At 61.1% G+C, this 15,315-nt stretch carries 12 protein-coding genes; 6 read left to right on the plus strand and 6 right to left on the minus strand.

The window, feature by feature from the left end; all coding sequences use genetic code 11:
• The 3 genes from PQQ96_RS09970 to prpF form a co-directional block, all read left to right on the plus strand.
• Positions 1–301: citrate/2-methylcitrate synthase (locus PQQ96_RS09970; protein ID WP_408291250.1), on the plus strand; the 301-nt coding region annotated here is incomplete at its 5' end.
• 306 nt (positions 302–607) lie between these two features.
• A complete protein-coding gene (acnD, locus tag PQQ96_RS09975) occupies positions 608–3,205 on the plus strand; it encodes a Fe/S-dependent 2-methylisocitrate dehydratase AcnD (protein WP_408291252.1) in 2,598 nt (865 codons plus the stop codon).
• A gap of 162 nt (positions 3,206–3,367) precedes the next feature.
• Positions 3,368–4,552 carry a 2-methylaconitate cis-trans isomerase PrpF gene (gene prpF, locus PQQ96_RS09980; RefSeq protein ID WP_408291254.1) on the plus strand — a complete coding sequence of 395 codons (1,185 nt, stop codon included), beginning with the start codon at positions 3,368–3,370 and terminating at the stop codon, positions 4,550–4,552.
• Positions 4,553–4,659: 107 nt separating this feature from the next.
• On the opposite strand, the gene PQQ96_RS09985 is transcribed toward prpF, so the two are convergent.
• On the minus strand, positions 4,660–5,394 hold the full coding sequence (locus tag PQQ96_RS09985) for an SDR family oxidoreductase (protein WP_408291256.1): 735 nt from the start codon (positions 5,392–5,394) through the stop codon (positions 4,660–4,662).
• Between the two features lie 109 nt (positions 5,395–5,503).
• Between PQQ96_RS09985 and PQQ96_RS09990 the strand changes: the two genes are divergently transcribed.
• Positions 5,504–6,409, plus strand: a complete 906-nt coding sequence (locus PQQ96_RS09990; RefSeq protein ID WP_408291257.1) for a LysR family transcriptional regulator — start codon at positions 5,504–5,506, stop codon at positions 6,407–6,409.
• Positions 6,410–6,742: 333 nt separating this feature from the next.
• Here PQQ96_RS09990 and PQQ96_RS09995 read toward each other — a convergent pair whose 3' ends face one another.
• Positions 6,743–7,690, minus strand: a complete 948-nt coding sequence (locus PQQ96_RS09995) for a LysR family transcriptional regulator (protein ID WP_408291259.1) — start codon at positions 7,688–7,690, stop codon at positions 6,743–6,745.
• 171 nt (positions 7,691–7,861) lie between these two features.
• Between PQQ96_RS09995 and PQQ96_RS10000 the strand changes: the two genes are divergently transcribed.
• Positions 7,862–9,079, plus strand: a complete 1,218-nt coding sequence (locus PQQ96_RS10000) for an FAD-dependent monooxygenase (protein WP_408291260.1) — start codon at positions 7,862–7,864, stop codon at positions 9,077–9,079.
• Between the two features lie 674 nt (positions 9,080–9,753).
• Here the strand turns inward: PQQ96_RS10000 and PQQ96_RS10005 are convergent.
• Entirely contained in the window at positions 9,754–10,551 is a 798-nt protein-coding gene (locus PQQ96_RS10005; RefSeq protein WP_408291261.1) for an alpha/beta fold hydrolase, read from the minus strand.
• 143 nt (positions 10,552–10,694) lie between these two features.
• A complete protein-coding gene (locus tag PQQ96_RS10010) occupies positions 10,695–11,624 on the minus strand; it encodes a LysR family transcriptional regulator (RefSeq protein WP_408291263.1) in 930 nt (309 codons plus the stop codon).
• Between the two features lie 166 nt (positions 11,625–11,790).
• Between PQQ96_RS10010 and PQQ96_RS10015 the strand changes: the two genes are divergently transcribed.
• A complete protein-coding gene (locus PQQ96_RS10015; RefSeq protein WP_408291265.1) occupies positions 11,791–12,528 on the plus strand; it encodes an SDR family NAD(P)-dependent oxidoreductase in 738 nt (245 codons plus the stop codon).
• Between the two features lie 100 nt (positions 12,529–12,628).
• Here PQQ96_RS10015 and PQQ96_RS10020 read toward each other — a convergent pair whose 3' ends face one another.
• Together PQQ96_RS10020 and PQQ96_RS10025 are read right to left on the minus strand one after the other, a co-directional pair.
• Entirely contained in the window at positions 12,629–13,861 is a 1,233-nt protein-coding gene (locus PQQ96_RS10020; protein WP_408291266.1) for an MFS transporter, read from the minus strand.
• Positions 13,858–15,171, minus strand: a complete 1,314-nt coding sequence (locus tag PQQ96_RS10025) for an MFS transporter (protein WP_408291268.1) — start codon at positions 15,169–15,171, stop codon at positions 13,858–13,860. Before PQQ96_RS10025 ends, PQQ96_RS10020 begins: the two co-directional genes overlap by 4 nt.
• Positions 15,172–15,315 lie beyond the last annotated feature (144 nt).

The following is a 15,315-nucleotide window of genomic DNA, read 5'->3' on the forward strand; positions in this document are numbered from 1 at the left end:
TGCGAAGAATCTCTCGAAGGAAGCGGGCAACACGAAGCTCTTCAGCATCGCCGAACGTCTGGAGTCGGTGATGGCGGACGCGAAGAAAATGTTCCCGAATCTGGACTGGTTCAGCGCGGTCTCGTATCACATGATGGGCGTGCCGACGGCGATGTTCACGCCGCTGTTCGTGATCGCCCGTACGGCAGGCTGGAGCGCGCACATTATCGAGCAACGGATCGACAACAAGATCATTCGTCCGAGCGCGAATTACACCGGTCCCGACGATCTGCCGTTCGTGCCGCTCGCCAAGCGCGTTTAAGAGCAAAGCCGCAAGTGTTTCTCCTCCATTGCGTCTCGTGAGAGCGGCGTGATGAAGTTAGGCCTTGGCTCGCTGGAACCCCGAGCCAAGGCTGTTTTTTTGAAGCGTACGTTGCGTTGCATTGTGCGGCGCATCAACAAAAATACACTGCAAGCCAGCGCGCCACCGCGAGCGCCACTGCAAGCTAAACTACACAAACTGTGCGATTGACACGCGAGCGTTGCACCGCCTGAAAGAGGGGCAGCGGATTGTGAAGCACGGCTGCCGCCATCGTCCCCGGATCATTATTGTTTTGTCCCCTAAGCCATGAATACTGCCAACCGCAAACGCCTTCCCGGCACCCAACTGGATTTCTTCGACACGCGTGCCGCCGTCGATGCGATCCAGCCCGGCGCCTATGACACGCTGCCGTACACCTCGCGCGTGCTGGCCGAAAACCTCGTGCGCCGCTGCGATCCGGTGACGCTCGTCGCGTCGCTCAAGCAGATCATTGAACGCAAACGCGAGCTGGATTTTCCGTGGTTCCCGGCGCGCGTGGTCTGTCATGACATTCTCGGCCAGACCGCTCTGGTCGATCTCGCCGGCCTGCGCGATGCGATTGCCGCGCAAGGCGGCGATCCCGCGATGGTGAATCCCGTCGTGCCGACGCAGTTGGTGGTGGACCATTCGCTCGCCGTCGAGTGCGGCGGTTTCGATCCGGACGCGTTCGCGAAGAACCGCGCGATCGAAGATCGCCGCAACGAAGACCGCTTCGACTTCATCAACTGGACCAAGCGCGCGTTCAAGAACGTCGACGTCATTCCGCCGGGCAACGGCATCCTGCATCAGATCAACCTGGAGCGCATGAGCCCGGTGGTGCAGGTGAAAGACGGCGTGGCCTTCCCCGATACGCTGGTCGGTACCGACTCGCACACGCCGATGGTGGATGCGCTCGGTGTGATCGCGATCGGCGTGGGCGGTCTTGAAGCTGAGAGCGTGATGCTGGGCCGCGCGTCTTATATGCGCCTGCCGGACATCATCGGTGTGGAGCTCACGGGCAAGCCCGCTGAAGGCATCACGGCGACCGACGTCGTGCTCTCGCTGACCGAATTCCTGCGTAAAGAAAAAGTGGTCGGCGCGTACCTCGAGTTTTACGGAGAGGGCACGGCCAACCTGACGCTCGGCGATCGCGCGACCATCGCCAACATGGCGCCCGAATTCGGCGCGACGGCCGCGATGTTCTACATCGACGAGCAGACCATCAAGTACCTCAAACTCACCGGTCGCGACGATGAACTCGTCAAGCTGGTCGAGACCTACGCGAAAGAAACGGGTCTGTGGGCCGATACGCTGAAGCACGCGGAGTATGAGCGCGTGCTGACGTTCGACCTGTCTACCGTGGTGCGTACGCTGGCGGGTCCGTCGAACCCCCATCGCCGCTTGCCGGTGTCGGAACTGGCGGCGCGCGGCATCAGCGGCAAGGTGGAGAACGAGCCTGGTTTGATGCCGGACGGCGCGGTGATCATCGCCGCGATCACGAGCTGCACGAACACCAACAACCCGCGCAACATGATCGCCGCCGGTTTGCTGGCGCGTAACGCCAATCAACGCGGACTGACCCGCAAGCCCTGGGCAAAGACCTCGCTCGCGCCGGGATCGAAGGCGGTCACGCTGTATCTGGAAGAAGCGGGCTTGCTGCCGGAACTGGAGCAACTGGGATTCGGCGTGGTCGCGTATGCGTGCACGTCGTGCAACGGCATGTCGGGTGCGCTGGATCCGGTGCTCCAGAAGGAAATCGTCGATCGCGATCTGTATGCGACAGCGGTGCTGTCCGGCAACCGTAACTTCGACGGCCGTATCCATCCGTACGCGAAGCAGGCTTTCCTGGCCTCGCCGCCGCTGGTGGTGGCTTACGCGATTGCGGGCACGATTCGCTTCGATATCGAGAAGGATGTGCTGGGCGTCGACGCTGACGGCAATGCCATCAGGCTGAAGGACATCTGGCCGTCCGATGCAGAGATCGACGCGATCGTCGCTTCGAGCGTGAAGCCGGCGCAGTTCCGCAAAGTGTATGAGCCGATGTTCGCCGTTTCCGTCGACACGGGTGAGAAGGCCGATCCGTTGTACGACTGGCGTCCGATGAGCACGTATATCCGCCGTCCGCCGTATTGGGAAGGCGCGCTGGCCGGTGAGCGCACGCTGAAGGGTATGCGTCCGCTGGCTGTGCTGGGCGACAACATTACGACTGACCACCTGTCGCCGTCCAACGCGATCATGGCGGACAGTGCGTCGGGTGAATATCTCGCCAAGATGGGCTTGCCGGAAGAGGACTTCAATTCGTACGCAACTCACCGTGGCGATCACCTGACCGCGCAGCGTGCCACCTTCGCGAATCCCACGCTCAAGAACGAGATGGTGCTGGAAGACGGCAAGGTGAAGGCAGGTTCGCTGGCCCGCATCGAGCCTGAGGGCAAGGTGACGCGCATGTGGGAAGCGATCGAAACCTACATGGAGCGCAAGCAGCCGCTGATCGTGATTGCCGGGGCCGACTACGGTCAGGGTTCGTCGCGTGACTGGGCGGCGAAGGGCGTGCGTCTTGCCGGCGCGGAGGCGATTGTTGCTGAAGGGTTCGAGCGGATTCACCGCACGAATCTGGTGGGCATGGGCGTGTTGCCGCTGGAATTCAAACCGGGCGTGAATCGTCTGACGCTGGCTATCGACGGCACCGAGACCTTCGACGTGATCGGCGAACGCAAACCACGCGCTGACCTCACGCTCGTGATTCATCGCAAGAGCGGTGATCGCGTGGAAGTGCCGGTAACGTGCCGGTTGGACACCGCGGAAGAGGTGTCGATCTACGAAGCCGGCGGTGTGCTGCAACGCTTTGCACAGGACTTTCTTGAATCGACAAAGGCTGCGGCCTAAGGCTTTCAGGCTTCTTAAGTTGATTCAGCCGTTTGAACTGGCTTGGTCGAATGAGTCGACTGAGTTGGCTTAGTCGGTTCAGCGGCGAACGTAACGCAGGTTTGGGCGGTGTGGCGCAACGCGCTATGCCATTCCGCCCGCCCTCATCAGGACACTATTTTCATGGCCCACAAACCTCAGATCAAGATTCCGGCGACGTACATACGCGGCGGTACCAGCAAAGGCGTGTTCTTCCGGCTGCAGGATTTGCCGGAGGCGGCCCAGGTGCCAGGCGCCGCGCGAGATGCGCTACTGATGCGTGTGATCGGCAGCCCGGACCCTTATGGCAAGCAGATCGATGGCATGGGCGGTGCGACGTCGAGCACGAGCAAGACGGTCATCATCGCGAAGAGCAGCAAGCCGGATCATGATGTGGACTATCTGTTCGGGCAGGTTTCGATCGATAAGGCGTTTGTCGATTGGAGTGGTAACTGCGGAAATCTTTCTGCTGCGGTCGGGCCGTTTGCAATTAGCGCGGGCCTCGTCGATGCGAGCCGGATTCCGCAAAACGGTGTGGCTGTTGTGCGTATCTGGCAGGCGAATATCGGTAAGACGATCATCGGGCATGTGCCTATTACCGACGGCGCCGTGCAGGAAACCGGGGACTTTGAACTCGATGGCGTGACGTTTCCGGCTGCTGAGGTTCAACTCGAATTCATGGACCCTGCTGCCGAAGAAGAGGGCGCAGGCGGCGCGATGTTCCCGACTGGGAATCTTGTCGATGACCTCGAGGTGCCGGGTGTCGGCACGCTGAAGGCGACGATGATCAATGCCGGCATTCCGACCATCTTCGTGGATGCGGAATCGATCGGTTATAAGGGCACCGAACTACAGGACGCGATCAATAGCGACGAGAAGGCGCTGGCGATGTTCGAAACCATTCGCGCGTATGGTGCGGTGCGTATGGGTCTTATCAAGCATATCGATGAGATCGCGACGCGGCAGCACACGCCGAAGATCGCCTTTGTCGCGAAACCTGCCGACTACGTGGCTTCCAGCGGCAAGCGCGTTGCCGCAGGTGACGTCGATCTGCTGGTGCGGGCGATGTCGATGGGTAAGCTGCATCACGCGATGATGGGAACCGCTGCGGTTGCGATTGGCACGGCGGCTGCCATTTCGGGGACCTTGGTGAATCTCGCAGCGGGCGGTGGCGCGCGGGATGCGGTGCGCTTTGGGCATCCGTCCGGCACGCTGCGGGTGGGGGCCGAGGCTCGCGAGGAAGGCGGGGCATGGACCGTCACCAAAGCGATCATGAGCCGGAGTGCGCGGGTGTTGATGGAAGGGTGGGTGAGGGTGCCGGGCGAATGAGTTGACGGTTGCCAGCCCGGCATCGCTGCAGCAATGCATCTGTGACGCTGATAGACCTGGCCGGACGATCCGGTCCAGGTTATCGCGTTTACGGTGCGGTATGTTTATCAGACCAGCACGCCACCGCCGTCCACGATGACGGTCTGTCCCGTGGCATAGCGATTGGTCATCAAATAGAGGTAAGTTTGCGCGAGGTCCTCCGCCTCGCCGACACGCCCCACCGGCAGGGTCGCTCCACTCGCGGCGTATAGCGCCTCGCGATCAGGTTCCGGCAAGTTGGCCCACAGGGGGGTGCGCACCAAACCTGGACTCACCAGATTGACGCGAATCGGCGCCAACTCCACCGCGAGTGCCCGCGTGAGGCCTTCCATCGCGCTGCAGACACTGGCCAGCGCCACCCATCCTTTGTGCGGTCGCCGGCTGGCGACACCGCTGGTTAGTACCACGGAGCCGCCGGGACGCAGATACGGCACCGCATGCTTGACGGCGGCAATGGCGCCGAAAACTCGCACATCGAAAAGCTGATGGACCGTATCGAGGTCCATGTCGACAAGCGCGCCGGTTTGCAGTGAATCGCCGGCTGTGTAGACCAGATGGTCGAAAGCTGCGACTTGCTCAAACAGCCCGCGCACAGCGGTTTCGTCAGTCAGATCGACCGTGTATCCCTTGGCCCGATCACCGAGCTGGGCGAGCGCCTCATCGACACGCTGACTGCGCGATGAAACCACCGTCACCGAGGCACCGGCGGTCAGCGCGGCATGGGCCGTGGCAAGGCCGATTCCCGACGTGCCGCCCAGCAGGACGACGTGTTGATGCTGAAGGTTCGTGCTTGCACTAGTCATAGCGAGTCCTTGATGCGGGTTGTGAGTGAAGCGAGGACCCGAGTATTATTCTTTAGCCAAACTTGATAAACCCATCATCTCTTCGAACACTCCTTAATAGGACTTGCGAATGGATCGATTCAGCAGCATGGCGATATTTGCGCGCGTGGTCGAACGCGGCAGCTTCACCGCTGCGGCCGAAGGCATCGACATGACGCCGACGATGGTCGGTAACCACATTCGTGAGTTGGAGCGACGCCTTAACGGCCGGCTGCTGAATCGCACCACGCGACGCCAGAGCCTGACCGAACTCGGCCAGCGTTATCACGCACGATGCCTTGAAATTCTGACGCTGGTGGACGCCGCCGAACTGGATGCGCGCGAGATGCAGAGCAGCCCGCGTGGCCGATTGCGGGTAAGTTGCCCGGTCATCTATGGCACGCGGGTCATCGTGCCCGCGCTTGCCAGCTACCTCGACCGGTATCCCGAGGTCCAGGTTGAGTTGTCCCTCGGCGACCGCTTCGTCGATCTGGCGGAAGAAGGCTTTGACGCCGCCATCCGCGTTGGCGTGCTACCGGACTCGGGCTTGATTGCGCGGCCATTGGCCCATTCGCCGCGTATCGCCTGCGCGTCTCCGGCTTATCTGGCGCGCCATGGGCATCCGCAGGTGCCCGCCGATCTGGCGCAGCACAACTGCCTGGCGTTTATGTTTACGAACGGCCCTGAACGCGAATGGCGCTTTCCCCGCCCTGACGGCAATGGCGTGGAGCACATCTCGGTGCGCGGCCGCCTCGACGTCAATGGCGGCCTGGCGCTTCGCGAGGCCGCGCTCGCGGGACTGGGGGTCATTCTTCAACCTCAGGTGATGTTGCAGGAAGATCTGGACGCGGGCCGGCTCGTTCGTCTTTTCCCCGACTGGCCGGCGCCGACCTGGCCCGTCCATGTGGTGCATCTGCCCGATACGCACATGCCACCGAAGCTGGTGAGTTTTATTGCGTTTCTTCAGGAGACGTTGGGGCAGGATAGTGAACTGTAGAGCCCTCTTGTTAGGGCTTGGCCGCTTGTTGTGACAGACGGTTGATTGGCCGGAGCCGCCGTTGGAAAGGACTGGGTTCTACGTCCACAATGCGGAGAACTACGGACGGTGACAGCGTCAAGCAGGCGGACGGCAGCTTGCTGCATCGGTGAACTCACACTCCCGACCCACAACTGACGGTCGTGTCGGCACGCCGTCAACGGCCGCTTGCGGAGCCGACCCCGGAATGTCCGACCGACGACGCCTGTGAGCCGCAGTTTATGGCGGCAGATCCAGTCATATGCTCGCTCGCCCGCCTCGATCAGGCCGCTCGACCCGATGTCTTGTTTCGAACTACGATCTTTTTTGCACGGATTTCGTTCTGCGCGTTTGCATTGCCGAGTCCGCGAACAGGTCGATCACCACCCCGCGCAGCCAGCGATTGCCTTCGTCCTGCTGGACTCGCTCGTGCCAGAGCAAATGGATCGGCGCGGCAGGCAACGTCGAGGGCAATGTGCGAAGGCTCAGTGAGAACGGCGCTGCCAGTTGCAAGGCCAGTCGCTCCGGCACCGTGGCAATCAGATCGGTGCGTTGCAGGATGTAGCCGACGCTCATGAAGTGCGGCACCGTCAATCGCACCCGGCGCTGTACGCCTCGCCGTTTTAGCCAATCGTCCACCTGACCGTGTCCGGTGCCGGCGGACACCACTACCAGATGCTCGGCTTCACGCCAGGCAGCGAGCGTGAGCGGCGCATCTTCGAGCGCATGGCCGCGCCTGAACAGGCAGACATACCGCTGATCGAACAGGCGGCGCTGATAGAAACCGCCCTTGAGCTGCGGCAGCAGGCCGATGGCGAGATCGACCCGGCCCTCGGCCATCTCGTTGCTCAGATTGACGCTCGTGTCGCGAACGGTATTGAGCGCGATGCCCGGCGCCTCGCGCGACAGTCGTTCGACAAGCGCGGGCAGAAAGACGACCTCGCCGATATCGGTCATGCCGATCGTTATCGTGCGCGTGACACGCAGCGGATCGAAACCGGTCTCGGGATTGAGTGCGGCGTGCAGGATCGCGAGCGCCTGAGAAACCGGCTCTGCCAGGCGCAACGCAAACGGCGTGGGCACTACTCCGCCCGGCCCACGCACGAACAGCGGGTCACCGAGCCGTCGACGCAGTTTGGCGAGGGCGTTGCTGACGCCGGGCTGACTCATGTTCATCTGCTCGGCCACGGTCGATACGCGCCGCTCCTGCATCAACCGTTGGAAAAGTAGCAGCAGATTGAGATCAACTTCACTCAGCTTCATGACGCGGGTATCCCGGGCTCATTGATTTCAGTGATGATGCGGATTCACCCCATTTTATTGTGAAATGAACGACCAGTGCCGAGAATTCGGATACGGCGCACGCATCCGACTTCAGCACAGTACGCGTGCCGTGCCGACTCAATCACACAGTCTGAATATTGGAGACACCCCATGGAACAGCTGGATCTGAAGATCGCAATAATCGGTGCTGGCATCGGCGGCCTCACGCTCGCGCTCGCACTGCGAGAACATGGCATCGACGCGCAGCTCTACGAGCAGACCGACGAGCTTCGCGAGGTCGGAGCGGCAGTCGCGCTGTCGGCGAATGCGACGCGGTTTTACGAGCGCATGGGACTGCGTGCAGCCTTCGACGCGGTGTGCGCTGAAATACCCGCGCTGATCTATCGGGACGGGCGCAGCGGCGAAGTGATTGGACAGCATCGTGGCGAACCGAGCTATCGCCAGCAGTTCGGGGGGGCCTATTGGGGCGTACACCGCGCGGATCTGCAGGCCGTGCTGTCGAACGCGGTCGGCCTCGAGCGCATCAATCTCAGCCATCGGCTGACCGATCTCGTGCAGCACCCCGATCGTGTGAGTCTGAGTTTCGCCAACGGCCGGCACATCGACGCTGATCTGGTGATCGGCGCGGACGGGGCGCGCTCGATCACGCGGCGCTGGATGCTCGGCTATGACGACGCCCTGTATTCGGGCTGCTCAGGTTTTCGTGGCGTGGTGTCGGCTGGGCATATGGATCTGCTGCCCGATCCCGAGGCCATTCAGTTCTGGGTCGGACCACAGGGCCATCTGCTTCACTATCCGATCGGCGACAAAGGCGACCAGAACTTTCTGCTCGTCGAGCGCCATCCCTCGCCGTGGCCGTCGCGCGACTGGGTCACGACGGCGAGCGAGGGTGAGCAGTTGCGCCTGTTCAAGGACTGGCATCCGGCGGCGGTGCAGATGATCACGGCGGTGCCGATCAGCCAGCGCTGGGGCCTGTTCCATCGTCCCCCGCTCGGGCGCTGGAGCAAGGGCCGCGTGACGCTCATCGGCGATGCCGCGCATGCGCTCGTGCCGCACCATGGCCAGGGCGCCAATCAGTCGATCGAAGATGCCGTGGTGCTGGCCGCGCAACTGGCCAAGGCAGGCCCGGGTCGCTGGCGCGAGGCGCAGGAGGCTTACGAGCGGTTGCGGCGGGGCCGCACGCGCAAGGTGCAATACGCCTCGATATCGACGGCTGACGTGTTGCATCTGCCGGACGGACCCGAGGCGCAGGCGCGCAACGCCCGCCTTCGCGCACGCGACAGTCTGCTGCATCATCTGGACTGGATTCACGATTTCGACGCCCTTGCACAAGAGCCGACCGAACGCCAGGGCGGCACCTGGCTTTGAACTGCGCTCCCCCTCGTTGACGCCTGTTCGATTTTTCCTGGACCGGTTCACGATCGGCCAATTATCGGCAGGCTCGGCTGACCGGAGTGGTGCTCTACAAAGCTACCTTCATTCGCGACCGCCGACCTCCGAATGTCAGGAAAGCGATCGGTAGCCGTCTGACCAGCACCGATATTCGAATGACGGCTTTGGCCGATCAAGAGCCTGTCACCGATGCGCAACTCGCCGGCGCGTCCTCAGCGGGACGTTCATCCGGCAGCCGTCGTGGCCGGTGCGCCCTGAATGGCGGGTGATGAGCAAGGATGCGGATCGTAGGCGCCACCGCCATGGACGTCGCGTACTCTATGCCCGATCATGCGGTGCCACGACTGCGTGGCACCGCATGGATTGCATCCAGCCGAGCCAGCAGTGCGCGGGTCTGAGTCTCAAGGCCAGGCGGGAGGTCCGGCACCGCCAGTCGAGTGCCTCAGCGACGCACTGACTTGATGCTGCAGGAAGATCTGGATGCGGGCCAGCTCCGACCTGGCCCGTCCATGTGGTACACCTGCCCGATGCGCACATGCCACCGAGGCTGGTGAGCTCCATCGCCTTTCTTCAGGAAACTTTGGGGCACGGCAGTGAGCCGCCTTCCAGAAACGACGCAGCCCCGAGACATCCCAGGACTGCGTCGGCAATCAACGGGCCTGACTGCGCAAGAAGTCCTCTATGATCATCGCAAAGTATGGCGGGCACTCCTGCATGGGATAGTGTCCACAGTTAGGAATTTTTAATAAATTTGCATTGGGGTGCCATGCAAGAAATGTGTTCTTCATTGCATGCTCATCGAGCCCCGGATCCTTTTCGCCAATGATCACCAGATAAGGGGTTTCCAGCCCGCGAACATCCTCGACGAAGTGGGTCGTGGATAGCATTTGAAGGTAACCCGAACGGCATTCAGGTGCGACCCTTTCGCGGTTCTGGCGCAGCTTGACTTCGGCCCACCGATCTGAAAGGCCACCCGTCGCAAACTTCACTAGCCGGCGGAACGCGTCGTCGTTTTCGCACGTGCTTGAAAAGAAACGCAACGCGTCCTCGTTCAACTGATTACCAGCGGCGGAGATAGGACATACGGCGATCGCACTCTTGATACGATCAGGTGCGTCGGCCGCGATGCGTTGTGTCGCCATTCCGGTCATCGAATGACCGATCAGATGAAAACGATGCCAGCCAAGCTGATCAGCGAGATTCAGACAATCAGCGGCAATCTCCTGGACGTTATAGTCGCCGCGCATATGGATGGATTTTCCATACCCGCGCAGGTCCGCAAAGACGTACGTAAAGGCTGCCCCGTCGAGGTAGGGCATCACGGATTGGTAGTTTGTGTGGTCACCAAGCCAGTCATGCATGACCAGCACGCGTTCGGGTCCTGCTCCATGTTGCACGTAGCCTAAGCCTGAAGTCGAAGCTTGGGTCAGAGAGTCATGTGGGTTCATTTCAACGTGTTCCTTTCTGGGGTTGGAAACCAAAAAGAAACGCCCTCGCGGCGAACCGCGAGGGCGTTTTGAAAGTGTCTCGATCGTATCACGCGTGCCGCTCATACGCCAAATTGGGCTTGAGCTCAGCATTCGCAGATTGTCTACCGAGCGCGACCCTCCACCAGCTTCTCAAGCAGAAAATCCACGAAACACCGCATCCGTAGCGACAGGTGCCGTCCATGTGGATACAGCAGCACGAAAGGCCTCGACGCACCGCTGAACACCGGCAGCACTTCAACCAGCGTCCCTTCGCGCAGGTCACGCTCGACCACAAAACGATACGTCTGAAACAATCCAGCGCCGTTGCGTGCCAGCGTCACACCACCTAGCACGTCGCCGCCGCTCGAGTAGCCGCCATCGGTCATCAGTTCGACGATTTCGCCTTCCTGCCTGAACGTCCACGGGTTTTTCCGGCCTGTGCTCGGCCGCTCAAACTGAATGCACTCGTGCTGCTTCAAATCGTCCAGCGACGTGGGTGTTCCGTTGCGCGACAGGTAAGCGGGTGTGGCTACAACGACCAGTTCCGCATCCTCGAGCGTGCGGGCGATCAGATTGGAATCCGCCGGCGCGCGTCCGCGGATCGCGAGATCGTAGCTCTCCTCAGCGAAGTCGACGTTCCGGTTGCTGATGTGCGCGTCGACCTGCACCCGTGGGTACCGATCGCGAAACTCCGGCAGCAGCGGCAGCACCCGATAGTGCGCATAAGGCGTCGGCATGCTGATTCGCAGCAGTCCAGCCGGGACAGATTGCTGCCCGGTTGCCTGACGCTCCGCGTCCACCAGGTGTGACAGCCCTTCCCGGCATCGCTCGAAATATGCGCGGCCCGCGTCGGTCAAGCGGATCTGCCGCGTGGTCCGGACAAACAGGCGCACGCCCATTCTTTCTTCAAGGCGTGACACCGAACGGCTAACCGCTGCCGGCGTGACACCGGCAGCCGCCGCTGCGGCCGTAAAGCTCGCCAGTTCGGCCGCAAGGCAGAACAGTTCAATGCTGCCGAGTAGAAGGTCGTTGAATTGCCGTTTGGTATTCATTACATGGTGTATCAAGTGATTTGTAAAAAACCTGATTTATCGGCACAAACAGCATCAGTATAGTCGGCCACAGGGAGTCGACGAGGTACGGCCGGTTTCCTGCAGCGACGCGTTGCGACGCGCGTCTGCCTGCTCTTTCCCGTACTTCTTTGGCAGGAGTTCAAACGTGAATACTGAAGCGCGAACCGTGATCATTACAGGCGCATCCAGCGGCATCGGCTATGCATTGGCGCAGGCGTATCTCGCCCGTGGCTTCAACGTGGTCGGCAACGCCCGCACGATCGACCGTCTGCAACTGGCCGCGCAGAAGCTGGATAAGCCGCACAATTTTCTGACGGTGCCTGGCGATATCGCCGATCCGGCGACGTCGCGCACGCTGTTCGAGCGCGCGATCGAGGCCTTCGGCAAGGTCGACATTCTTGTCAACAACGCGGGGATATTCATTGCGAAGCCGGTCAGCAGCTACACGACCGAGGATCTCGACGCGTTGATCAATACCAACCTGAAGGGCTTCTTCTATCCCACTCAGCAGGCGGCCGAGCATATGTCCCGCAACCGGCAGGGCCACATCGTCAGCATCACGGCGAGCATCGCGATGCAACCGAACGTGAAGGTGCCCGCGTTGCTGCCCGTGCTGATCAAAGGCGGTTTGAATCAGGCCACCAAGGCGCTCGCGCTTGAACTTGCATCGAGCAACGTCAAGGTGTCGGCGGTAGCGCCGGGTGCGATCGATACGCCGCTGCATGATCCTTCCCGGCACGCGTTCATGAAGACGCTGCAACCTGTGGGACGGATCGGTTCAACGAAGGACGTGGTGGATGCGGTGCTCTATCTGACCGATGCTGAATTTACAACGGGTGTCGTCTTGCCTGTCAATGGCGGCGCGACGGCGGGCACGTGGTGAGTTGCTCGAGACCGGTATCGATGAATGGCCGCGTGTGCCGCGGGTGACTGAGCGTTGTGGGTCGGCGCGCAGTGCGGTCATCATCGCTACCGGGGGCTGACTACGCAGGTTCGCGCGAGATTCCCTTGCGATGATGACCATTGCGCGCTGCGTGGAGGAGGGTGAAGCAAAGCGCTGAGACGAACAAGGCTGCAATCATGAAAAGAAAGCCGCCGGTGAACGATCCGGTCGCAGAGACCGCGTAGCCAACGACAATGGGTGCGAAAAATCCCCCCACTTGTCCCCCAAGATTGACGAATCCGGAAAATGCCCCACGCAGATTCTCAGGCGTCAGGTCCAGCACGATCGACCACACCGGGCCGAACCCGCCGTACAGAAAAAACGCCGATGCCGACAGACCGGCAATGCTTTGCGCGCTCGTGGCAACGTTGTACGTGACGTAGAGCGATATCGCCGTGCAAACGTAGATCGCGGCAATGAGAAGGCAACGGTATCGATAAAGCGAACGACTGCCGATCCAGCCGAACACGATCATACCGGCCGCGCCAAAGAGATAAGGAATGGACGCCGCGACGCCCAGGGCTTTCAGATCGATATGGCGCGCGATTGACAGATAACTCGGCATCCAACCGAGGTAAGCCCAAAACGCGACGTTGAAGGCGAGATAGGCGACAAATATCAGCCACGATGTCGGTTGACGAACGATCTCTCGCAGGCCGCTCGCAGGGGCATCCGTGGACAGGTTGGTGTGGTGGGTCGCAGCGGTCGGGACTCGCTTCGGAATCACCCACCAGATCAATACCGCCATTGCGAGGCCCGGCAGCGAAAGCCAGCGAAACATGCCCTGCCAGCCCGTGTGCGTCAGGAACCATACCGCAACCGGTGCGATGAATGCGGGCCCAAGCGCCAGTGCGGAGAGATACGCAGCATTCGCGGCAGAGCGTTCATGCGGCGCAAAATTGTCGCCGATCAGTTTGAAGCTTGCGCCGTTCGACAAGCCTTCCGATGCACCGAACAGGACGCGCACAGCCACCAGCGCGACAAGCGTCGACGCGAACCCGGTCATGCCGGTGAAGATACTCCACAGGATCGGGCTTGCGATGAGCATGCACCGGGCGCCGAAACGGTCAGCCAGATAGCCACCGGGGATCTGCGCAATTGCGTAGCCAAACGTGAATGCGGCGAGGACGAAACCGAACGCGTTGGGGTTCAGTTTCATATCGCGCATCATGGTAGGCGCTGCGATCGACAGGTTGATACGGTCGAGATAGTTGACGAACTGGAGTAGCCAGATCATCAGGAGTACCTTGTACTTGCCGGCCGTTTTCATCATTCGATCACCGTTTGAATTTCAGGTTGGGGGCTGCGCACATGCGTCTCCGGCATCTTGAGATAGACGAGCAGGGAGATGGCGGACCATGCGGTGACGTACCAGTAAAAATATGGCTCGTGTCCAATCGATTTGAACTTCAGCGCGACGAACTCGGTTGTGCCGCCGAGGATAGCCGTGGTCAGGGCATAGGGCAGGCCGACTGCGAGCGCGCGAATGCGCACGGGGAACAGTTCGGTTTTCGCCAGCATGTGGACCGACGTGAAGCCGCTCAGCATAAAGAGTCCGCAAAACGACAACGCGAACGCGACCAGCGGGTCATGCGTGTGGGCGAGCGCGCTGAAGAGCGGCACGGAAAACAGCGTACAACTCAGCCCGAAAAAAATCAGGACGGGGCGCCGGCCCAGGATGTCGGAAGCGAGGCCAAAAAGCGGTTGCAACGGCATATACAGCAGCAGCGCTAAAGCCGAGACAAGGGTGGCGGTTTCCTTGCCGAGTCCCACGGTATTGACGAGGAACTTCTGCATATAGACGGTGTACGTATAGAAACCGACCGTCCCGCCCACGGTAATGCCGACAGCCAGCAACAGTTGTCGCCAGTGGCGCAGCATTTCACGGCTGATGGTTGGGCCGCGCCGGGTCCCACTGTGCTGGAATGCCTCGCTTTCCACAACATTGCGCCGCATGTAGAGCGCGAACAGTGCGAGCACGCCGCCGATGACGAACGGTATTCTCCACGCCCATCGGTCGATCTGACCGGACGTAAACAGCATGTGCTGCATAACCAGCAGCAGACCCAGCGCCAGCAATTGACCCGCCACCACGCTGACCTGCAGAAAGCCCAGGTAGAAGCCGCGACGATTTGCCGGCGCGATCTCACTGAGATACGTCGCGCTCGTGCCGTATTCGCCGCCCATGCTCAAACCTTGCAGCAGTCGCGCGAAGATCAGAATCGCGGGGGCGAAGGCGCCGATAGTCGCATATCCCGGCGTAACGGCGATGATCAGCGAACCGATGCACATCACCGACACTGAACCGGTCAGCGCTGATTTACGGCCACGGCGATCCGCATACAAGCCGATCAACCAGCTGCCGAGTGGCCGAGCCACATAACCTACCGCGGCGATTGCCGCCGCGTTCATCAACTGGACCGTCGCGTTGTCGCTGGGAAAGAACGCCTTGGCGAAGTAGATGGAAAAGATGCTGTACGCGAGAAAGTCGTACCACTCGATCAGGTTGCCCGCCAGGCCGCCTGCGATGGATCGCAATGGCGGGGGGCGATCCGAAGGTCGATCTAATCGTGGGGCAGTCATGTGCAGTCTCCTTTATTTGTTATGCGGCGGCGCGGGCGATCCGCTGTTTTTGCGGCACGTAGCGGCATTCGATCGACACAGTTCGCTTTAGTCATCACGTGCAGCCTGTTTGTCATCGATGCGGTCGCAGAGCGGCTTGCTGCC

The sequence above is a fragment of the Paraburkholderia sediminicola genome (assembly GCF_046027825.1).
In the GTDB taxonomy this organism is placed as follows: domain Bacteria; phylum Pseudomonadota; class Gammaproteobacteria; order Burkholderiales; family Burkholderiaceae; genus Paraburkholderia; species Paraburkholderia sediminicola_D.